The following is a 20,132-nucleotide window of genomic DNA, read 5'->3' as shown; positions in this document are numbered from 1 at the left end:
CCAGCCTCTTATTTCACAACGGTGACATTTTCCCCAGCAGTGGGAAGATTTTGTCTAGAGATGACTTGATCGATCAACCCGTAACTTTTTGCTTCTTCTGCCGACATAAAGAAGTCGCGGTCTGTATCTGTTTCAATCCTTTCTAGAGGTTGACCAGTGTGTTTAGCCAATAACTGATTCAACTGACCTTTAATGTACAGAATTTCCCTGGCTTGGATTTCTATGTCAATTGCTTGACCTTGTGCGCCGCCTAGGGGTTGGTGAATCATAATCCGGGAATCGGGTAGAGACATACGCTTACCTGCTGCTCCGGCTGCTAATAAAAACGCCCCCATGCTGGCAGCTAATCCAAAACATATAGTAACAACATCGGGACGGATTTGTTGTATTGTATCATAGATTGCCATACCTGCGTAGACCGAGCCGCCGGGGGAGTTAATATACAATTGAATGTCTTTTTCCGCGTCTTCGGCATCCAGGAATAACAACTGGGCGACAATCGTATTGGCTACAGCATCGTCTATGGGAGTCCCCAAAAATATAATCCGCTCTCGCAGTAGGCGGGAGTAGATGTCAAAAGCCCTTTCACCCATACCGGATTGTTCTACCACCATCGGCACAATATTGCTAATGCCGTTGAGATGGGAGTAGATGCCGATGGAACTGGAATTGCTAATGGTGTAGTTTGCCGACTGCGATACAAGCATAGGAACAGTTAGAAGATAGTTGGTACAGATATTTTGGCAGCTGTGGCTGCACTAAATTCATAGATGGAATTTTGAATTTACCTATGTGTTAACCATTATGCCTCATATCTATTCTTGTCATGTCACACCAAATCAGGCAAGGCAGATGATGAATGTGGCAAATTTTTGGCAACTTTCTCAGGATATTTACCATATCTTTTGGTATGTAGCTCTGGCAGCTAGCTGACGCACCCAAGACTCGCAAAATATATGAGTATTCATGATGGCTGAGTGTTGAGTCAAAATTTTTGAGCCTCATCACTCAGCACTGATGACTACCTGATCAGATTTTGGAGAATTTTATTCCCCTGCTGTTGATTCTGTGGCAACTGCTGGTGTTTGTGCCTCAGTCTCAGGTGCAGTTGTGTCTGCTTCTGCTGGGGGCTGTAATGAACCTTCAGGAACCAGTTCGACGCTAGAATGCTCTATGAGCCAATCGATGATTTTTTCGGTCAATAGTTCTTGTTCGACGACTGCTTGTAGTCTGTCTTCGTCAATATCTTCGTCTGGATACTGTGCTAACAGTTCTGTGACTCTGGCTTGAATTTCTGCGGGGGTAACTTCTATTGATTCGCGTTTAGCCACTTCTTGTAAAGCCAAAGTCCGCTTCAGGCGTTCCAGGGCTTCATCGCGCGATCGCTCCCGTAATTGGGGAATAATTTCTGGAGTAAATAACTTTTTCACATCCAGCCCTTGTTGTGACAGCTTAATTGCTGTTTGTGTCAGCATCGCGTCGATTTCTTGATCAATCAGGGTGGCTGGTAACTCGACTTCTACGTGTTTGAGCATTTCTGCTACCAAAGCCTCTTGTTTGTTAGCTTTGGTTTTATCCTCAGCTTCTTTTTGATAGCGTTCTTCTAAAGATGCACGTAGAGCTTCTAAGGTTTCAAAGTCGCTGACTTCTTGGGCGAAATCATCATCTAATTCCGGTAGTTCTTTTTCTTTGATTTCTTTGAGTGTCACCGTGAACAGTGCCGGTTTCCCTGCTAACTCTTGATTAGCGTAGGGATCTGGAAACTGGGCGGAAACTTCTCTGGTTTCGCCTGGGTTCATCCCCACCATACCAGAGACAAATCCCGGAATAAATTTATCTTCCTGCAATTCCACTTGAAAATCGCTAGCCTCGCCACCGGGAATTGGTTCTGGTTCAGTTGTTGGATCATCCCCTTCGGCTTTGGCTATCACACCTGTAAAATCAACTACGGCAACATCACCAATTTGGGCGGCTCTGCCTTCTACTGGAATCAATGTTGCCATTTGCTGACGTTCTTGTTCCAGCACTTGATCAACCCGACTGGGATCGTATTTAATTTCTTCGGCTTTGACTTGTAACTCTGTGTACTTGACTAAGTTCACTTCTGGTGGTATGTCAACCGCTACTGCAAAAGTTAGGGGTTTTCCTGGTTCGTAATTATTAATTAAATCATCAAACTCAGAGCGCAAGCGTGGTTGACCAATTGCCTCGATGGATTCTTGCTTGATGGCTTGCTCAATGCCATTTTGAATCAGTTCTTCTAGTGCTGCGGCTTTGATGCGAGTAGTACCTAAACGCTGTAACAATACCTGCCTAGGTACTTTGCCTTTACGAAACCCAGGAATATTGACAGTACCTGTTAAATTTTTAATAACCTGTTCGTAAGTTTTCTGAGTAGCTTCTGGTGTAATTTCTATTTCCAGCCCAATTTGGCTGGCGGGAAGTTTTTCCTGGGTAACTTTCATGCTTCGTCTCTAATTTTCTGGTGTTTGTGACTCCAAGTACATACAAGACGCGATTTATCGCTTCTCTGGGGTTGATGTTGCTTGGTGGAATATGGGATGTCTCTACAAGGCTATATCTTGCCTATGGTAGAGATCCAGTTTACTGCTAATGGCAAATGACTTGACACTATTACTGCTACAACTTTACTGATTCATCCTCCAATTTGCCCGTAGATTTGCAGTATTTCTAAGTTTGGGTGAGAAAAAACCACCTAAGTAGTTAGTTTTCGCCCATAAACCACTGCTAAATTAGCATTGTTAACTTTTGTGCTTTCAGGGCTAAGACCGTGATATCTTAGTTGTCTATCGGCAGTAGGACTGACTATTTTTTTGTGCTGCTTGGTTGGTTTGTACTATCAGCCTTGATGGAACTGTTGCCTGAATTTATGGCTTGGTTCTGGGCTGGATTAGTATGATTACACTCGGATCATAGTACATCCATTGTGTTGGGAAACCCAGCTACTAGGCAGACTTTTTGCCATCAAGTTGCAGAACTCTGAAGGCTGGAGGCTGGAGTGTTCACCAACTATCAATGGTAGCGTCTTCAGCCAGGACAAATTTACTCACAGACTGTTGTATAATATATTTAATTTTTATATTTTTGTGATATATTTAGTTAAAAATTGTTGTAAAATTCAGCATTGATTCATTTTATGTGGAAAAGCAGCCGAATTACAAAAAGCAGGCTGAGAAAGAACCACAAAATTTATTGAAAATTTAGCTATTGCTATTTAATGGATATATTGTAAATTTTTCCCAAAAATTAATGACCCGTAACCTCTTAAAGGAGGAAGTTAGTTTGTCGAAGTTGTATAAAGTAGCGATTTTAGGAGCAACTGGTGCTGTAGGTACGGAGTTGCTGGAATTACTAGAAAGCCGGAATTTTCCGGTGGGAGATTTAAAATTATTGGCATCAGCCAAAAGTGTGGGGCGATCGCTGCCCTTTAAAGGAGACAATCTACCAGTAGAAGCAGTGAGCGATCGCGCGTTGGAAGTGGATATCGTGTTGGCTAGTGCTGGCGGTTCCACATCCAAAGCTTGGGCTGCCGTCGCCGTAGAAAAAGGTGCTGTAGTCATCGACAACTCCAGCGCGTTTCGCATGAACCCAGAAGTTCCCCTAGTAGTACCAGAGGTAAATCCCCAAGCCGCCGCCAACCACAAAGGCATTATCGCCAATCCCAACTGCACCACAATTTTAATGACATTGGCAGTTTGGCCTTTACATCAAGTCAAACCAGTACAAAGAATTGTAGCCGCCACCTATCAATCTGCTAGCGGTGCAGGTGCGAAAGCTATGGAGGAAGTCAAAACCCAAAGTAGCGCGATTTTACAGGGAGACTCACCAGTAACCGAAGTCTTACCTTATCCGTTGGCTTTTAATTTATTCCCCCACAATTCCCCGATGACCGATTCCGGGTATTGTGAGGAAGAAATGAAAATGGTCAACGAAACCCGGAAAATTTTCGGTACACAAGAAATGAGAATTACTGCAACTTGTGTACGGGTTCCCGTACTCCGCGCCCACTCAGAAGCCATTAATCTAGAGTTTGCAGAACCCTTTTCTCCAGAAGCAGCCAGAGAAATTCTAAGTCGCGCCCCTGGAGTAAAATTAGTAGAAGATTGGGGCAGAAATTACTTCCCCATGCCTATAGAAGCCAGTGGACGGGATGAAGTTTTAGTAGGTAGAATTCGCCAAGACATTTCTCATGCTTGTGGCTTAGAACTTTGGTTGTGCGGCGATCAAATCCGTAAAGGTGCAGCGTTGAATGCCGTACAAATTGCTGAGTTGTTAGTAGAAAAAAATTTACTCCAACCCGCAAAGGCTTATGTTTCTTAGTGGGAAATAGCGAATAGAAGGCGCATGAGGCAAAATTTATTCAACTTTGAATTTTGAATGAGAAAATTTTGCATTAATTTATGCCCAGTCTCCAAATTTTTAGCAATTGGCGCATAAGTGATTAAAATAAAAACCACCAAGACAAAAAAACAAACAGGTAATCAGGAGTGAAAATAGGGTGGGAGATTTCGGCAGAGTTTTAACAGCTATGATTACACCGTTTAAAGCAGACGGGAGTGTAGATTATGCTGTAGCGGCAGAACTAGCAGCACATCTAGCTGATAATGGTACAGACACCTTGGTGGTGTGCGGTACAACTGGTGAGTCTCCTACCTTAAGTTGGGACGAAGAATACCAGTTGTTTGTGGAAGTATTGCAAGCAGTAGCCGGCAAAGCTAAGGTAATAGCAGGGTGTGGTTCAAATTCCACCAAAGAGGCGATCGCCGCCACCCAAAAGGCAGCTAAAATAGGAGTACATGGTACACTACAAGTTGTCCCCTACTACAACAAACCGCCACAAGCTGGACTTTACCAACACTTTCAGGCCATAGCCGAATCCTGTCCTGAAATACCACTATTGTTGTACAATGTCCCCGGCCGCACTGGTCAAAATCTCACTCCAGAGACAGTTGCGCGATTAGCAACAATAGACAATATAGTTGGCATTAAAGAAGCTAGTGGTAATCTTGATCAAGCTAGTGAAATTCGTAGGTTGACACCAAAAGAGTTTGAGATTTACTCTGGAGATGATTCGTTGACCCTGCCTTTGTTAGCAATCGGAGCAAAGGGTGTAGTCAGCGTAGCCTCTCATCTGGTTGGCAACCAACTACAGCAAATGATTCAAGCTTTTCATGCTGGTAAAGTGGAAGTTGCCAATGAAATCCATCTCCAACTATTTCCATTGTTCAAAACTTTATTTGTCACTACAAACCCTATTCCCATTAAACAAGCATTAAAACTTCAAGGTTGGGAGGTTGGTTCAACTCGTCCGCCATTATGTGAAGCTGACCCAGAAGTTAGCGAAAAATTACAGGCGGTACTGCAAAAACTCGGTTTAATTTAAACATAATTGCCATTATTGAAGCACTCGCTAATTTACTGTTTGCCAAAAATGTATATCAATTCATGTAATAGGCAGAGAACGCCTGTTATAAAAGTTTATAGATATACAATGAATTACTTTATGTAAAGTTCTTGTTATTGCCCCAAAAACTGCACATTTAACCAAAATTTGGCTGCTTGATGACAGCAGTCCTGTGTTCTCATTCCTACAAAAAAACTCAAATTTCCAGTTAATTAAGTTTCAAAAAATTTAAGTCTCAACCAAAAAACAACACATCTCAGGAGAAAATGGCTAAAAACGAAACGAACTCCGCCCTAAAAATTATTCCTTTAGGCGGATTGCATGAAATTGGTAAAAACACCTGCGTTTTTGAATACGATGATGAAATTATCTTATTAGATGCAGGGTTGGCATTTCCCACAGAAGCAATGCACGGGGTAAATATCGTCCTCCCAGATATGACCTATGTGCGGGAAAATCGCCACAAAATTAAAGGGATGGTTGTCACCCACGGTCATGAAGACCATATTGGCGGGATAGCTTTCCACCTCAAACAATTTGATATTCCTGTGATTTACGGCCCTAGATTAGCAATGGCAATGCTAGAAGGGAAATTGGAAGAAGCCGGAGTACGCGATCGCACCGAGTTAAGATCAGTTCTACCCCGTGATATTGTCCGCATCGGCAAATCATTTTTTGTGGAATATATCCGCAACACCCACTCAATCGCGGATAGCTTCACCGTTGCCATCCACACGCCTTTGGGTGTCGTCATCCACACCGGAGATTTTAAATTTGACCACACCCCAGTCGATGGCGAAAGATTTGACATCCAACGCCTAGCAGAACACGGCGAAAAAGGTGTACTTTGCTTGTTAAGTGATTCTACCAACTCCGAAGTACCAGGTTTTACACCTTCCGAATCCGCCGTTTATCCCAACCTTGACCGAGTATTTAGTCAAACCCAAGGACGACTGTTTGTCACAACCTTTGCTTCTAGCGTCCATCGCATCAACATGATTTTGCAATTGGCGCAAAAGCATAACCGTGTGGTGACAGTGGTGGGGCGTTCCATGCTGAATTTAATTGCCCATGCCCGTAATTTAGGTTACATCAAGTGTGCAGACAATCTGTTCCAACCTTTACATACGGTTCGTAATCTTCCTGATGAAAACGTGTTAATTCTGACTACGGGTTCCCAGGGTGAACCGATGGCAGCCATGACCCGGATTGCCAATCAAGAACACCCCCATATTAAAATTCGTGAAGGCGATACCGTTGTTTTCTCTGCCAACCCGATTCCAGGTAACACAATTGCGGTGGTTAACACCATCGATAAATTGATGATTCAAGGGGCAAAAGTGGTCTATGGACGGGATCAAGGCGTTCACGTTTCTGGTCACGGCTGTCAGGAAGACCAAAAGCTGATGCTGGCTTTAACTAGACCGAAGTTCTTTGTACCAGTCCACGGTGAACATCGGATGTTGGTGAAACATTCGGAAACAGCGCGCAAGATGGGCGTTCCCGCCGAGAATATGGTGATTATTCAAAACGGCGATATGATTGAACTCACCGAAGACTCGATTGGCGTGATTGGGAAAGTACCATCTGGTATCGAGTTGGTAGATACTACGAGTTCTGGTATGGTGAGTGCGAAAGTGTTGCATGAACGGCAACGCATGGCGGAGGAAGGAATTGTCACAATTGCCGCCGCTATCGATTGGCAGGGTAAACTGATGGCCAAGCCAGACATTCACCTGCGGGGTGTTGTTACCAGTGTCGAGCGATCGCTCTTGCAAAAATGGGTACAACAGCGTCTTGAAGAAATTCTCAGCGTGCGTTGGTCAGAGTTTGCGAATGGTGAAGGTTTGCAACCGGAAGTAGATTGGGGTGGCTTGCATGGCACTTTGGAACGCGAATTGCACCGTTCGATTCGTCGAGAATTGCAATGTCAGCCTTCTGTGACTTTGTTGATGCAAACTCCCGATGAGCCGCCTGTGAAGGTTGCTGATGGTAGAAGACGACGGACGCGCACGGCTGCCCAGGTGGCTTCGTAGGGCATTTAGACTTTTTTTAAAGCTCACGCATACCGCTAAAACGAAATCGCTTGCGGTAGGCGCAAAGACGCAAAGGTGTTTGATAGCCTTTGCGTTTTTTTGTGAGATTGAGCTTAATGCTCACTCTAGGTGGAGCAGCCAAATTGCACCATAAAGTCTAAATTGCTTGATATTCAGTTTTTCGATAGCACTATTCCTATGTTTGCGACTTCAAGATAGGATTTTGTGCGTCTATCTCTGATATTCTTTCCTGAGAAAAATTTCTATATTAAGTTTTGTAACTATTTCCGTAAAACCCGTCCAAAGGTAGATGGCTTTATTAAAATTTAAACTGTGTCAAGTTATCAATAAGATTGGATGGCTACACTACCCATTCCGCGAAAATTGCGATTAACTTGACGTAGTAATAAATTGTGTCCTGACTTCAGTGGGTAGTGATCAAGTCAATTATATCTTGCTCAGGACAAGTTTTTCCCGATTAGGGAAGTTTCAAGCTGTATATATTCACCGATAGGGTGAATAACCTCATTAACACAGAGGCATAATCATGAAGGTATTTGATAATACCACAAAAAATATTTTTTTGGCAAGCTGGGTTTGGGTAAATCAACCAGAAATAAATAAAACTGATTCCCAACCGTTGCCAAGTTCTACTTCTCCAGCTAGAAGGGATCTCCTCAAACCTCTACGCCGATGGGTAGATAGTATTGAACTGCGCGATCGCCAATTTGCTCACCGTTTGTGTCAACTGATTCCCTCTCAATGTCCTTTTGAACGAGACATCAAAGCATTTGGCAAGACATGGCTTCACATTCCGCCATTATGCAAGCTCAATCCTTTATATGAAGAAGTTGTGAGCTTGCGCTTTCGCGCCCTGTGCTACCTGGCTGATGAATGCGGCGAGGATGTATCCCAGTATTGTTAGTCATTGAGCAATAGTCAACGGTCAATAGTCAACATTCCGGAGACTATTGACTATTTTGCCATTTTTGGATGGCTTCTTGAGCATCTTCATAAACAGCTGTGACGGCGGGAACTAAGGTGGCTGTTTCAATAGCCAACTGGTATTGTCCTTGCTCGGCGCGTCTTTTGGCTAAATTGAAAATTTCTTCGCTCCATTTAGTAATTGATGTTTGTGCCAAATCGTAACCGGGTTGTGATGGTGGTACTTTTTTGGCGACTTCAATGGCGCGATTATAACTAGATGCTTGTCCTGGTTGGATTAAACCCTTGGCAGCATTTAAAAGGGTGATGTTGGCAAGATACTGTTTAGCCTCTAAACGCCAGTGTGTAATTGCTGCTTGCGCTTGGGAATAAATGGCTGTGTCGTTGGGGATTAATTGAGCAGCTGCGATCGCATCATTATATTGTCTTTGTTTTGCCCTACCTTCTGCTAAATCTAAAATCATGCGGCTCCAATGCTGAATTTTCTCCTGCGCTTGCTCATATAGTGGTTCACCGGGTTTGATGTTCTGCGCCTTAGTGATGGCCAATTTGAGATCACTAGCTTGAGTTTGTCTCAGAGACTTTTGTGCTGAGTCTAATAACGCTTGGTTGCGTTTTTGAGCTTCAGACATCTTAACAATTTGGGCTGTTGATTGGTTTGTTGAAGATACTTTAGTGACTGCGTTAGGATTTGAGGGCGTTTTCAACTCTTGAACATCACCGGCATCAGGCAATGTAGAAGATGGCCTTTGAGCTTGTTGCAACATTCTGGCGTGATTGCGTAGTAGCAGTACACTAATTAAAGCTACTACCAGCATCGTACCTCCACCCCAAACGAGAAATTGTTTCCAGATTGAGGTGTCTGTTTGATTTTCCGGTAGGCGTGATATGTAAGGTGGGGGAGCATTAGGAATGAACCTGCTACTCGTCTCTGGTTCAGGTGGAATTGGTAGAGAAGGCTGGGTGACTTCTGATGCTGGGGTGATGGTGTCAGAATTGCTATTTAATGGAAAATCTGGTAATGATAACGACTGGGATTTATCTTTAATTGTTGTCTCTACACTTTGAGCAGCTTCCCAACTGCTGATAAACTGCGAATTGTGAACAGATATAGGCGCAGATGTCAGTGCTACAGCAAAGTTTTCATCGGGAAAAATAATTGCTTCTGCGGCTGAAGGTACTAATGTGGTGGGAATTGTGGCTTGAGGTGCGGCTGTACTGGGGATAGTTTCAGTGTTGGTTGTGGTGACAACTGGCGGTAACATTGCTGGTGGCATAGCGGGGAGAACTACTACTGGGTTTTGTGTAGGTCGCCAGTAATGTTGAGATAATTCTGGGGTGATAATGCTGAGGTGTTTTTGTAAATCCTTTAAGTTACTGCCATAACCAGAACGTAAAGCTGCTAACAATGCGGCTGTGAATAAACCATGACCTAATTCGCGACTTTCTTGGGAAAATTGTGCTGGTTCACAGGACAAAATCGTAGCTAGTTGTAGTTCTTTGGCTAATTCTAAGGTTTCTTTGCCAAGGGGAATATCATCAATTGTGCCAACAGCGCGGTTAATATCAAGTAGCAACAATACATTCAGGTTAGCTAGTTGCAGACTTTGCATGAGCGAGCGCAATTCTATACCAGTCTGTGCTACTTGTTTGGGATCAGCATCAACGGGCATTAAATAATCTCTGCCCTCGTAATTCACCCCATAACCGCTAAAAAATAACCATAGGTAATCTTGTGGTTGCCAACAGGCGGCGGCTAAATCTTCCACCAACAGCAAAATATTATCTTTAGTAGGATATGTTGATCTATCGCCAATTGGTGGCGAAGTATCAGTCATCAGTAGGGAACGTTGCGGCACAAAACCTGCTTGTTCCACTAAAAAATCCTTTAACGCTTCCGCATCTGCCTTAGCGCACAGTAAAGGTTGGAATAACTGATATTGATTGATGCCGATCGCGATCGCCCAGTAATTTGCCATCCCGCTCTTTGTAGGTTGTTGTGTGCTTGCCTAAAATTGCGGTTGGCTTTGCTGAAAAAACAAAGCTAACCTATGTCTGATAGTCTAAATAGTTCTGATTGAACCAATAAATTTGTGTATGTTTTATGGCTTTTTTCCTAATAAAAACACTTAGACTATTGACAATACAGAACCACTCCAGGGAACTAAAAAGTTATGAACAAAAATAGTATTCACCACCTATCATCGATCATTCCCTTTCCAGTTATTAGCCAATTTGACAAAAAAATCCGGACATTTCCATTAATATTTTTGCTTTTCTCTCCTGTGGCTGTATGGATGGTGACAGAGGCGATTTCACCCCAGATTGTGCGAGCTTATACAGCTAGAGTTAATTTGAGTATTGACAGATTACCAGATGAAGGCTACGAAGCCGTATTACGCAGAGCAGAAACAACAGCCAGAGCCGCAGCTCAACGGAGTTTTGACCAAGATATTTTAGTAACAGAGGTGTCTGTGATTGTATCCGTACAAAGTTATGGAGCGATCGCGCCTATTTTATCATTAGAAGTCAGTCGCCAGCAATGGCGCACCCGTCCCGATCCTCGCAGATGGGCGACTTATTTTAAAACTGCGCGATCGCTACTATTTTTTGAACAACCACAAACTACTCTCAATCCCACAACAGAAGTTACCACCAGCCCCACCACAACACCACCAACTCAACCTCCTGAACCTCAAGCCACTCCTACTGAGTAGGGAGTAGGGAATCGGGAGTGGGGGAGAAGAACTTTTACCTAGTCAACAGTCAACCATCAACAGACTTGTAGAGACGTTGCATGCAACGTCTCTACATATATGTCTCATGCCATCAGCCTCATTCCCAAACCCTTCAACTTTTTATTTTTGACTTAGGCATTTGATCGCTTAGAATAGAAAGGTTGTCAAGAATTACGATATCGGCTATCATGGCTGTTCCTAAGAAGAAAACCTCTAAATCTAAACGCGATAAACGTCGAGCTACCTGGAGACGCAAAGCTGCTGTTGAAGCTCAAAAAGCTCTGTCCTTGGGCAAATCAATTTTGACTGGACGCTCTACATTTGTCTATCCTTCTGCTGAAGAAGAGGACGAAGAAGAATAATCATTTCCCAGAGGGATAAACATAAATGGGAAGTTTTGAGCGGCGATAACCACCGCATTATGTGGTTAGCCGCAACAGGATTAACAAACTTCTCCCTATTATGTCATCACCTATTCCCCAGCTTCTTTAAAGGATTATGAATTACAGATAGTTCACCAAAGCTAATCGGGATGAGAAAAAATTGGTAATGAGTAATTGGCTCAACCTATTACCCATTACCACTTACCCGTAACTGAGGATAAAATAATTTATCAAACTTAATATTTTGCTGATTTCTGGGTGGAGTGTGGACGCTCAGAGTTGGTGATTAGGCAACAAAACTGTTGAAAAGAGAGATTTTTTAGCGGATATGCTAGGAAAATTTTTTCAAAAACCAAGTCAGGAAAATCGCGATCGCGTTCCCCCAGGGCAGCACTTAGCTAACGGGTTCCCCGTTTTAACTTACGGTACTGCTCCCCAAGTCAGTATAGAAGAATGGGAGTTTCGGGTTTGGGGTTTGGCAAAACCTGCTGTGTTTACATGGTCTGATTTTATGTCACTACCTCAACACGAATTTACAGCAGATTTTCACTGTGTCACCCGTTGGTCTAAACTCGATGTCAAATGGACTGGAATTAAAGTCACAGATTTGATGAATCTGATTGAGGTAGAACCCAAAGCAGCCCATGTTATGGAACATTGCTATGGGGGTTACACTACTAATATTGCCATGAAGGATTTTGTTAGGGAAGACAATTTTTTCGCTTTTCAATTATATGGTGAACCCCTACCCACGGAACACGGGGGGCCGATGCGGTTAGTTGTTCCTCATCTCTACGCTTGGAAAAGTGCTAAGTGGATTAATGGTTTAGAGTTTCTGGAACGGGAAGAGTTGGGTTTTTGGGAACGCAATGGTTATCATCGTCGTGGTGAACCTTGGGCGGAACAACGATATAGTTGGTGATTGAGAGTAGTGGTGTGTTACGGTGATGTCAGAATTAGCCGTAATGCACTATCAAGTTGGGGTTGAGTTTTGTGAACGCGGAGGTACGCGGAGGTTTACGCGGAGGAACGCGGAGTTTTGTTATTTGATAATGCGTTTGAGTAAGGATAATTTGTCTTTGTAAGGAGCGTAACGCCAATTTAAGTCTAGCCAGAAGGTGTTTTTTAAGACGCTTTTGTAATGTGAAAAGGTGTCAAAACTGGCTTTACCATGATAGCTACCAATACCGCTATTACCTACGCCACCAAATGGTAGAGATGAAATGCCTACTTGCATGATTGTGTCGTTGAGACATACGCCACCTGATGAGGTTTCTTTTAAGATGCTCTGTTGCAAGTTTTTGTTGTGGGAAAATAGGTATAAGGCTAGGGGTTTTGGTTGAGAATTGATTAAGGCGATCGCTTCTTGAATATCTGTGTATTCAATTATAGGTAAAATCGGCCCGAAAATCTCTTCTTGCATGATGGGATCTGTTAAGGAGACACGATCAATTATTGTCGGTGCTATATAACGTTCTTCGGGGTTGATGTCTCCACCTATGATAATTTCGCCATGTTTGATTAGTTGAGATAGGCGTGTAAAGTGTTTTTGATTGATAATTCTGGCAAAATCTGGACTGTTCGCTGGGTTATCACCATAAAATTCTTTGATGGTTTTTCGCAATGCTGTTATTAAATCTGGTTTGATTTTTCGATTCACTAACAGATAGTCAGGTGCAACACAAGTTTGTCCAGCATTAATGAATTTTCCCCAAGTAATACGTCTGGCTGTATGTTCGAGGTTAATCTCAGTATCTACTATACAGGGGCTTTTACCACCTAACTCTAGGGTAACTGGTGTCAAATGTTTTGCCGCCGCTTCCATGACTATTTTACCGATGGCTGTACCACCAGTAAAGAAGATATGATCAAATTTTTCTTGTAGTAGTTGTTGGCTAGTTTCTACCCCTCCCTCTACTACGGCAATATATTCACTGGGGAAATATTTACTAATAAGCTCGGCTAATAATTTAGACGTATGAGGGGCTAGTTCTGAGGGTTTTATTATAGCACAATTTCCGGCGGCTATTGCTCCTACTAATGGTGAGATAATTAAGTTAAATGGATAATTCCAAGGGCCAATAATTAAAATAACTCCGAGTGGTTCTGGATAAATTCGGGCTGAGTAAGTGAAAAAATCGGCGGGAACTGGGGCTTTTTTGGGTTGAGTCCAAGATTTAAGATTTTTTATCGCATAATTAATTTCTTTTATTCCCCCAATTTCTGTAGCATAAGTTTCAAATTCAGGTTTATGTAAATCTTGATTTAGTGCTTGTATGATTGCTGATTCATTCTCAAGCACTAATTGCTTGAGCATCTTTAACTGTTCTAGCCGAAAAGCAATTTCTTTGGTTTTACCTGTCTGAAAAAATTTGCGCTGTTTGGCAATGATATCCTGAATTTTGGACAATTCTCCTGTCAACATATTTATCCTCATGCAGAATTTGTTTTAAGCTGAGAAAAAGTTAAAAATAATATTTATAATCTACACTAAAAGATGAGGTTTAGATAAATCATCAGTAAATCATCTCATTTACTTTTGGAGAGGTAAGCTAACAGTAAATACACTACCTTTACCTAATTCAGAATTTACTTGAATATTTCCTTGATGGGCTTCGACTATGCGACGTGATAGGTAAAGCCCTAAACCACTGCCAGAAATTTTATGATTACCTTGACGGAATCTTTCAAATAAAGTTGCTTGTTCTTCTGGGGGAATACCTGCGCCTGTATCTGCTATTTCCACAGTGATGTATTCGCCAATATTGTCAGGGAAATTAGACTCAGGATTGTGTTTCTGTTGATTCAAAATCTGATTTTGGCAACGGATATTAACTGAGCCGGATTCAGTAAATTTGATGGCGTTACTGATCAGATTAGTAAACAGACGATGTAATTCTAAGCGATCGCCTGTTACAATGCTGGTGTTTGATGGTTCGCCACAATCTAGATGAATCGGTAGGCTTTTTGCTTGGGCTAGGGGTGAGAGTTCCCCAACTACTTCATGTAATAATTGGTTTATATTCACAGGTTGAAACGCTAAGGTTTTCCGCCCGGCTTCAAAGCGATAAACTTCTAATAAGGTATTCACCATAGTTAGCAGGTTGATATTGCTGCGTGCCATGATAGTGATGACTTCCTGCATTTGGGGTGATAAATCTCCCAAAGCACCTTGCTGAAGTAGTGACAGCATCCTATCAGCCGCTACCAGGGGAGTACGTAAGTCATGGGTGAGACGCGAGACAAAATCTTCACGCTGACGGGCTATTTCATCACGTTCATCCATAATGAACTTTAAACGTAAAAGCGATCGCACCCGCGCCAGTAATTCATCCATTGTCACAGGTTTGCGGATAAAATCATCAGCACCTAAGTCTAACCCCTGTGCTACATTTGGAGCATCATGGGCAGTAATTAGCAGAATCGGGATATATTGCTGTAGTTGCATCTCCCCACGAATGCGCCGAGTTACTTCATAACCATCCATTCCTGGCATCATTAAATCCAGTAACACCAAATCGCAGGGATATGCTTGTAGTTGCTCTAGTGCTAAAAAGCCATTCTCTGCGGTGTAAACCGTGTAACCTTCTCCTTCCAAAATGGTTTGAATGAGGAAAACATTATCTGGAGAGTCGTCAACCACGAGAATGTTGCCAGAGTGAGAAGTTTGTAAACTCATGTGATACGGAGGTATATTTTATAACTAAGCTTTTCCGGGAGCGTGTGAGTGCAACAGTATCTCCCGTAGAGTAGGATATCCCTCTATACACAATCTGGCAATTGAATTTTTAATTAATCTTGAGATGTCAAGCCATATTATCTAAATATTTGTAAAGTTTTACGGTGGAGATCATAGCGATCGCTTATTCTCCAGACGTGAGATTATCTAATAGGTGTTGAAATTCTGTAGTTGAGGGAATAGCGATCGCACTTTTAAGTAGTGTCTTCAGCAAGGATGGCTGATTAATGCCATTGATGGCTTCAACAATAGAAGTTGGTACTTATCCAAATCTTGTTTCTAACACCTCAAGGACACTTTCTCTAGCAGTTTCAACAATTCCTTCTTCTTTTGCTAGGCGTTCAATACTGGTGACGTACCGCATTCTCTGTACCTCCTCGTAACTCCTGACTTCCGTTTTAAAACTCAGTGCTAAAGTAGGGGCGGGTTCACTCATATCCTTGTTGATCATTAATCATATCTGTCAACCCACCCCTACTACAAACCAGACTAAAACAAAAAGTATCTTTGCGCCATTGGTAAAACTGTAGCGGGTTCACAAGTCAACAATTCCCCATCGGCTTTGACTTGATAAGTTTCAGGATCTACTTCTATATGCGGTAAAGCATCATTTAACTTCATATCTCGTTTAGTTAATTGACGTATACCGGAAACTGCAACGGCTGATTTTTTCAAACCCAACTGGCTAGGAATTTCTCTTTCTATTGCAGCTTGAGACAAAAACGTTAAAGATGTGGCGTGTTTCGCACCGGCAAAACTGCCAAACATCGGACGCATATACACAGGTTGGGGTGTGGGAATACTGGCGTTAGCGTCTCCCATTTGTGACCATGCTATCATTCCACCTTTAATCACTATCTCTGGTTTCACACCAAAAAATGCTGGTCGCCACAAGCATAAATCTGCAAGTTTACCTTCCTCGACAGAACCCACATACTCAGCAATACCATGTGTAATTGCTGGGTTAATTGTGTATTTAGACACATATCTTTTAGCTCGCAAATTATCCGCCAGACCATCTCCAGCAAGACTTCCCCGTTGTACTTTCATTTTATGGGCTGTCTGCCAAGTACGAATTATTACTTCTCCTACTCGCCCCATTGCTTGGGAATCGGAGGAAATTATACTAAACGCGCCTAAGTCGTGGAGAATATCTTCGGCGGCGATAGTTTCCCGACGGATGCGAGATTCAGCAAAGGCGACATCTTCGGGGATGCTGGGGTCGAGGTGATGACATACCATCAACATATCTAGGTGTTCGTCTAGGGTGTTGACGGTGTAAGGACGGGTAGGATTAGTAGAAGATGGGAGAACATTCGCTTCACCGCAGACTTTGATAATGTCTGGTGCGTGTCCCCCACCTGCGCCTTCGGTGTGGTAGGTGTGGATGACGCGATTTTTAAAGGCGGCGATGGTATCTTCGACAAAACCGGCTTCGTTGAGGGTGTCGGTATGAATCGCTACTTGAATATCATAGTCATCAGCAACACTCAGACAGGTATCAATGGCGGCGGGAGTAGTCCCCCAGTCTTCATGTAGCTTCAACCCAATTACACCAGCTAAAACTTGTTCTACTAAGCCTTGGGGTTGGCTGGCGTTTCCTTTGCCCAAAAAGCCTAAATTCATCGGGAAAGCATCAGCCGCTTGTAACATTCGGTAGATATTCCAGGGGCCAGGGGTGCAGGTAGTAGCATTTGTACCTGTGGCTGGCCCTGTACCACCGCCAATCATAGTAGTAATTCCAGAGGCGATCGCAACTTCAATTTGTTGGGGACAGATAAAATGAATATGGCTATCAATACCACCAGCCGTCAGAATCATTCCTTCCCCGGCTAAGGCTTCTGTTCCAGGGCCGATAATAATATCTATATTGTCTTGAATATAAGGATTACCAGCTTTCCCGATTTTGAATATTTTACCGTCTTTAATGCCGATATCTGCTTTGACAATTCCCCACCAATCGAGAATTAAAGCATTAGTAATTACTAAATCTACTGCACCATCAGCGTTAGATATGGGGGATTGTCCCATGCCATCACGGATGACTTTCCCACCACCGAATTTTACTTCGTCGCCGTAGGTGGTGAAGTCTTGTTCTACTTCTATGAATAGTTCTGTGTCGGCTAGTCGGATGCGATCGCCTACTGTGGGGCCATAGGTTTCCGCGTAGGCGCGTCTTGACATTTCGTAGGGCATATTATAGTTTTGGGAGTGAGGATAGAATTGTGTTTAAACGCAAAGGGGCGCGGAGGGAAACGCAAAGGGGCGCAAAGTATGGATGAGAATGATTTGAGTAGGATGATTATTGGGTGTGGGATGAGGGTGCATACGGCTTTAGGGCCTGGGTTGTTGGAGTCGGCTTATGAGGAGTGTTTAGATTATGAGTTGCGGCAGCAGGGGTTTCAGGTTGGGAGACAAGTTTCTTTACCTCTGGTGTATCAGCAGGTACAATTGGATTGTGTTTATCGCTTGGATTTGATTGTCGAAAATAAAGTAATTATTGAAGTCAAATCTGTGGAATCTCTCCAACCCATTCACTCAGTACAACTTCTCACTTACCTCAAACTCACCCACTGTAAACTCGGACTCCTCCTCAACTTTAACGTCCTCCACCTCAAAGAAGGTATCAAACGCGTAGCCAATAACCTCTAACTCCGCGTACCTCTGCGTTTACCTCCGCGCCCCTTTGCGTTAAAATAATACTCCATTAACCTTGCCATTAAATCCATAAACCTGACGACTACCAACTAAAGGTACTAAAGTAACCTCCTTTTCATCCCCCGGTTCAAACCTAACTGCTGTCCCGGCTGGAATATCTAACCGCATTCCTAACGCTTGTTCTCTATCAAAATTCAGGGCGTTATTCACTTCATAAAAATGAAAATGTGAACCGACTTGAATCGGTCTATCTCCTGTATTTGCTACTATTAATTTCACAGTTGGACGACCTGCGTTTAATTCTATTTCACCATCTGGTGTAATTATTTCCCCTGGAATCATAATTTTAAATTTAACGAATTGGATTATGTACTGTGACTAATTTTGTCCCATCAGGAAAGGTTGCTTCTATCTGGACTTCATGCACCATTTCCGCTACGCCTTCCATGACATCATCTTTGGTTAATAAGGTTGTGCCATAACTCATCAAATCTGCTACGGTGCGTCCATCTCTCGCACCTTCTAAAATTGCAGCAGAAATATAAGCCACTGCTTCGGGATAATTTAGTTTTAAGCCTCTATCTTTCCGCCTTTCTGCTAATAAGGCGGCTGTAAAAATTAATAGTTTATCTTTTTCTTGTGGCGTGAGTTGCATTCTGTTTTCCTCCTTTGCGTTTGCTTACACTTGCCACACTCTGGGTATGCAATGACTACGACGGAAATTATCAACTCGTAGCATTTGCCACACGGTTGTAAACCAGTTTCTCACCTCTGATGTGGAATTACCACGATATCGACATAAAAATCCATTTTCTAAGCGGGTAACTCCAGTTTCTCCTATACCTAGCCATAGGTTACGTGACTTTTCGATGGTTTCTGTGGAAACTTGACTACCTACGTATAGGAAGTTACCCGCTATTGGTTGAGATGATAAGCCGTGAGAACTATGAAAAACGGTTTCGTTACCGGGTAGGTATTGGCGATCTATCCATAGGGGTGCGTCTTGTTGCCAAATTTCGGTGTGCGATCGCCATTCTCCTTGTAAAAATTTCTCTCCTCTAGCACTGCGTCCAAATCTGGTAATTTCCCAGCCTATAAAATTCGCTCCGGTTGCTAATTCTACCCGTAAATCTTGCCGATAATTTGCACCGTTAAATAATATTGTTTCTTGCGGTAGCCATTCTAAACAAGCACCTGCATCTATTTGTATATCTATGGTTTGTTTCGCCTGGAAGCCATTACTACGGTATATTTTCCCGGCGGCGGCTGTGGTGATTAAGGCGTGGGTATGGGGTTGGAGGTGGATGTTAGTAGACAGGCGATCGCCTCCCACTACTCCCCCAGCCGTGTGTAAAATCACACTATGACAGACTTTCTCACCTTCTGGATAAAACGGACGTTGCACTTTTAGCGGTGCTTGCTGGTGATTGTAAATTAACTCGGTTGCATCCTGGCGATTAGCATACACTAAATTTAGTTTGCCATGCCAACCTTTTTCCGTATGTAAATTAGCGGTCATTATCTAAAGTAAATAAGAGTAAATATTTATGATGATTGTTTTTTAATTATTACCAACTTCGCAATTTTTTATGTACTTGCGCCAAATACCACATATAATCATCAAGTTTATAATTATCTGCCGCCTTGACTAGATAATCTTTGGCTAACTCTTGGTTATTCTCGGCTTCGTAATATAATCCTAGATAAAGATGGGCGTAAAAATTGCTGCGTTCCCCTCCTGATTTTCCCACTTTTAAAACATCATCTGTGGTACAATCTCCGGCATACAAATGATATACACACCGCATTATCTCACGCGGATCATTCTTCACTGTTAATAGAGAATTTCGCGCCTCTTCTACACCCACCAACCGCGCCATACACAGATAACGCCATACTGTCTCTTCTACATCTTGAGAGTTGACTGTTAAATCTATCTCAAATTGTTGTGCGCCTTCTGCAAATCTTTCAGCATAATAGTATGATAACCCTCGTTGCCAAAGATAAGGTTTAATCCGATTATCTAACTGTTCGGCTTTGTCAAAATCTTGAATAGATTCATCAATTTGAGCTAGCTGAAATTTCACCATCCCTCGTCTAACGTAAGCGTTAGGGTTGTCTGGTTGTTGGTTGATAACTTTGTTCCAATGGTTGAGTTGATTTTCTAAAGAATTGCTAAACCACATCATAATTTGTTAATTAGAATTG

Annotated in this window: 20 protein-coding genes; 9 read left to right on the top strand and 11 right to left on the bottom strand. The window is 42.7% G+C overall.

Going from position 1 to position 20,132, the window contains the following annotated elements:
* Positions 1-8: 8 nt before the first annotated feature.
* Entirely contained in the window at positions 9-707 is a 699-nt protein-coding gene (clpP, locus tag A3775_RS18750) for an ATP-dependent Clp endopeptidase proteolytic subunit ClpP (RefSeq protein ID WP_066375754.1), read from the bottom strand.
* 97 nt (positions 708-804) lie between these two features.
* Here clpP and A3775_RS25290 point away from each other — a divergent pair, with 97 nt between their 5' ends.
* Positions 805-933 carry a hypothetical protein gene (locus A3775_RS25290; protein ID WP_255363871.1) on the top strand — a complete coding sequence of 43 codons (129 nt, stop codon included), beginning with the start codon at positions 805-807 and terminating at the stop codon, positions 931-933.
* Positions 934-1,046: 113 nt separating this feature from the next.
* Here the strand turns inward: A3775_RS25290 and tig are convergent, their stop codons facing one another.
* Positions 1,047-2,465, bottom strand: a complete 1,419-nt coding sequence (gene tig / locus A3775_RS18745) for a trigger factor (protein ID WP_066426229.1) — start codon at positions 2,463-2,465, stop codon at positions 1,047-1,049.
* An 838-nt stretch (positions 2,466-3,303) separates the two neighbouring features.
* Between tig and A3775_RS18740 the strand changes: the two genes are divergently transcribed.
* From A3775_RS18740 to A3775_RS18725, 4 genes are all read left to right on the top strand, one after another.
* Positions 3,304-4,341 carry an aspartate-semialdehyde dehydrogenase gene (locus A3775_RS18740; RefSeq protein WP_066426295.1) on the top strand — a complete coding sequence of 346 codons (1,038 nt, stop codon included), beginning with the start codon at positions 3,304-3,306 and terminating at the stop codon, positions 4,339-4,341.
* Between the two features lie 178 nt (positions 4,342-4,519).
* Entirely contained in the window at positions 4,520-5,404 is an 885-nt protein-coding gene (gene dapA, locus A3775_RS18735) for a 4-hydroxy-tetrahydrodipicolinate synthase (protein WP_066375752.1), read from the top strand.
* 287 nt (positions 5,405-5,691) lie between these two features.
* Positions 5,692-7,461 (top strand): ribonuclease J, encoded by a 1,770-nt coding sequence (locus tag A3775_RS18730; RefSeq protein WP_066375750.1) that lies wholly within the window; start codon positions 5,692-5,694, stop codon positions 7,459-7,461.
* A 547-nt stretch (positions 7,462-8,008) separates the two neighbouring features.
* A complete protein-coding gene (locus A3775_RS18725) occupies positions 8,009-8,386 on the top strand; it encodes a Mo-dependent nitrogenase C-terminal domain-containing protein (RefSeq protein ID WP_066375747.1) in 378 nt (125 codons plus the stop codon).
* 43 nt (positions 8,387-8,429) lie between these two features.
* Here A3775_RS18725 and A3775_RS18720 read toward each other — a convergent pair whose 3' ends face one another.
* Positions 8,430-10,385: a caspase family protein gene (locus A3775_RS18720; RefSeq protein ID WP_066426227.1), complete on the bottom strand. Its 1,956-nt coding sequence runs from the start codon at positions 10,383-10,385 to the stop codon at positions 8,430-8,432.
* A gap of 195 nt (positions 10,386-10,580) precedes the next feature.
* Between A3775_RS18720 and A3775_RS18715 the strand changes: the two genes are divergently transcribed.
* From A3775_RS18715 to A3775_RS18705, 3 genes are all read left to right on the top strand, one after another.
* Positions 10,581-11,123, top strand: coding sequence for a hypothetical protein (locus tag A3775_RS18715; RefSeq protein WP_066426225.1), 543 nt, complete (start codon positions 10,581-10,583; stop codon positions 11,121-11,123).
* A gap of 209 nt (positions 11,124-11,332) precedes the next feature.
* Positions 11,333-11,506, top strand: coding sequence for a 50S ribosomal protein L32 (gene rpmF / locus A3775_RS18710; RefSeq protein WP_066375742.1), 174 nt, complete (start codon positions 11,333-11,335; stop codon positions 11,504-11,506).
* Between the two features lie 349 nt (positions 11,507-11,855).
* Positions 11,856-12,449: a sulfite oxidase-like oxidoreductase gene (locus tag A3775_RS18705; RefSeq protein WP_066375740.1), complete on the top strand. Its 594-nt coding sequence runs from the start codon at positions 11,856-11,858 to the stop codon at positions 12,447-12,449.
* Between the two features lie 120 nt (positions 12,450-12,569).
* Here A3775_RS18705 and A3775_RS18700 read toward each other — a convergent pair whose 3' ends face one another.
* The 4 genes from A3775_RS18700 to ureC all read right to left on the bottom strand — a co-directional run bounded on the left by A3775_RS18700 (position 12,570) and on the right by ureC (position 17,462).
* Positions 12,570-13,952, bottom strand: a complete 1,383-nt coding sequence (locus A3775_RS18700; protein WP_066426223.1) for an aldehyde dehydrogenase — start codon at positions 13,950-13,952, stop codon at positions 12,570-12,572.
* A 108-nt stretch (positions 13,953-14,060) separates the two neighbouring features.
* On the bottom strand, positions 14,061-15,206 hold the full coding sequence (locus tag A3775_RS18695; protein WP_066426222.1) for a hybrid sensor histidine kinase/response regulator: 1,146 nt from the start codon (positions 15,204-15,206) through the stop codon (positions 14,061-14,063).
* Between the two features lie 322 nt (positions 15,207-15,528).
* On the bottom strand, positions 15,529-15,702 hold the full coding sequence (locus tag A3775_RS24755) for a hypothetical protein (protein WP_197480193.1): 174 nt from the start codon (positions 15,700-15,702) through the stop codon (positions 15,529-15,531).
* A 53-nt stretch (positions 15,703-15,755) separates the two neighbouring features.
* Positions 15,756-17,462, bottom strand: coding sequence for an urease subunit alpha (gene ureC / locus A3775_RS18685; RefSeq protein WP_066426218.1), 1,707 nt, complete (start codon positions 17,460-17,462; stop codon positions 15,756-15,758).
* A gap of 78 nt (positions 17,463-17,540) precedes the next feature.
* Between ureC and A3775_RS18680 the strand changes: the two genes are divergently transcribed.
* The gene (locus tag A3775_RS18680) at positions 17,541-17,918 is read left to right on the top strand and encodes a GxxExxY protein (RefSeq protein ID WP_066375728.1); all 378 of its coding nucleotides are present in this window, start codon (positions 17,541-17,543) and stop codon (positions 17,916-17,918) included.
* 39 nt (positions 17,919-17,957) lie between these two features.
* Here A3775_RS18680 and A3775_RS18675 read toward each other — a convergent pair whose 3' ends face one another.
* From A3775_RS18675 to A3775_RS18660, 4 genes are read right to left on the bottom strand one after another with little or no spacing between them, the layout of a single operon-like run.
* Complete coding sequence (locus tag A3775_RS18675; protein ID WP_066375727.1) at positions 17,958-18,266, bottom strand: urease subunit beta; 309 nt, start codon at positions 18,264-18,266, stop codon at positions 17,958-17,960.
* 10 nt (positions 18,267-18,276) lie between these two features.
* A complete protein-coding gene (gene ureA, locus A3775_RS18670) occupies positions 18,277-18,579 on the bottom strand; it encodes an urease subunit gamma (RefSeq protein ID WP_066375725.1) in 303 nt (100 codons plus the stop codon).
* Positions 18,580-18,603: 24 nt separating this feature from the next.
* A complete protein-coding gene (locus A3775_RS18665) occupies positions 18,604-19,443 on the bottom strand; it encodes an urease accessory protein UreD (protein WP_066426216.1) in 840 nt (279 codons plus the stop codon).
* A gap of 49 nt (positions 19,444-19,492) precedes the next feature.
* On the bottom strand, positions 19,493-20,110 hold the full coding sequence (locus A3775_RS18660; protein WP_066375720.1) for a hypothetical protein: 618 nt from the start codon (positions 20,108-20,110) through the stop codon (positions 19,493-19,495).
* Positions 20,111-20,132 lie beyond the last annotated feature (22 nt).

It is taken from the genome of Anabaena sp. 4-3, assembly GCF_001597745.1.
Classification (GTDB): domain Bacteria; phylum Cyanobacteriota; class Cyanobacteriia; order Cyanobacteriales; family Nostocaceae; genus Trichormus.
This window is presented reverse-complemented; position numbering and strand designations above follow the sequence as displayed.

Excerpts from the sequence above, each read along its gene's own strand:
- A3775_RS18665 (WP_066426216.1), bottom strand. The coding sequence starts at position 19,443 with ATGACCGCTAATTTACATACGGAAAAAGGTTGGCATGGCAAACTAAAT.
- A3775_RS18680 (WP_066375728.1), top strand. The coding sequence starts at position 17,541 with ATGGATGAGAATGATTTGAGTAGGATGATTATTGGGTGTGGGATGAGG.
- A3775_RS18720 (WP_066426227.1), bottom strand. The coding sequence starts at position 10,385 with ATGGCAAATTACTGGGCGATCGCGATCGGCATCAATCAATATCAGTTA.
- A3775_RS24755 (WP_197480193.1), bottom strand. The coding sequence starts at position 15,702 with ATGAGTGAACCCGCCCCTACTTTAGCACTGAGTTTTAAAACGGAAGTC.
- A3775_RS18725 (WP_066375747.1), top strand. The coding sequence starts at position 8,009 with ATGAAGGTATTTGATAATACCACAAAAAATATTTTTTTGGCAAGCTGG.
- A3775_RS18730 (WP_066375750.1), top strand. The coding sequence starts at position 5,692 with ATGGCTAAAAACGAAACGAACTCCGCCCTAAAAATTATTCCTTTAGGC.
- A3775_RS18660 (WP_066375720.1), bottom strand. The coding sequence starts at position 20,110 with ATGTGGTTTAGCAATTCTTTAGAAAATCAACTCAACCATTGGAACAAA.
- A3775_RS18715 (WP_066426225.1), top strand. The coding sequence starts at position 10,581 with ATGAACAAAAATAGTATTCACCACCTATCATCGATCATTCCCTTTCCA.
- rpmF (WP_066375742.1), top strand. The coding sequence starts at position 11,333 with ATGGCTGTTCCTAAGAAGAAAACCTCTAAATCTAAACGCGATAAACGT.
- A3775_RS18700 (WP_066426223.1), bottom strand. The coding sequence starts at position 13,952 with ATGTTGACAGGAGAATTGTCCAAAATTCAGGATATCATTGCCAAACAG.
- tig (WP_066426229.1), bottom strand. The coding sequence starts at position 2,465 with ATGAAAGTTACCCAGGAAAAACTTCCCGCCAGCCAAATTGGGCTGGAA.
- ureC (WP_066426218.1), bottom strand. The coding sequence starts at position 17,462 with ATGCCCTACGAAATGTCAAGACGCGCCTACGCGGAAACCTATGGCCCC.
- A3775_RS18675 (WP_066375727.1), bottom strand. The coding sequence starts at position 18,266 with ATGATTCCAGGGGAAATAATTACACCAGATGGTGAAATAGAATTAAAC.
- clpP (WP_066375754.1), bottom strand. The coding sequence starts at position 707 with ATGCTTGTATCGCAGTCGGCAAACTACACCATTAGCAATTCCAGTTCC.
- A3775_RS25290 (WP_255363871.1), top strand. The coding sequence starts at position 805 with ATGCCTCATATCTATTCTTGTCATGTCACACCAAATCAGGCAAGGCAG.
- A3775_RS18695 (WP_066426222.1), bottom strand. The coding sequence starts at position 15,206 with ATGAGTTTACAAACTTCTCACTCTGGCAACATTCTCGTGGTTGACGAC.
- A3775_RS18705 (WP_066375740.1), top strand. The coding sequence starts at position 11,856 with ATGCTAGGAAAATTTTTTCAAAAACCAAGTCAGGAAAATCGCGATCGC.
- ureA (WP_066375725.1), bottom strand. The coding sequence starts at position 18,579 with ATGCAACTCACGCCACAAGAAAAAGATAAACTATTAATTTTTACAGCC.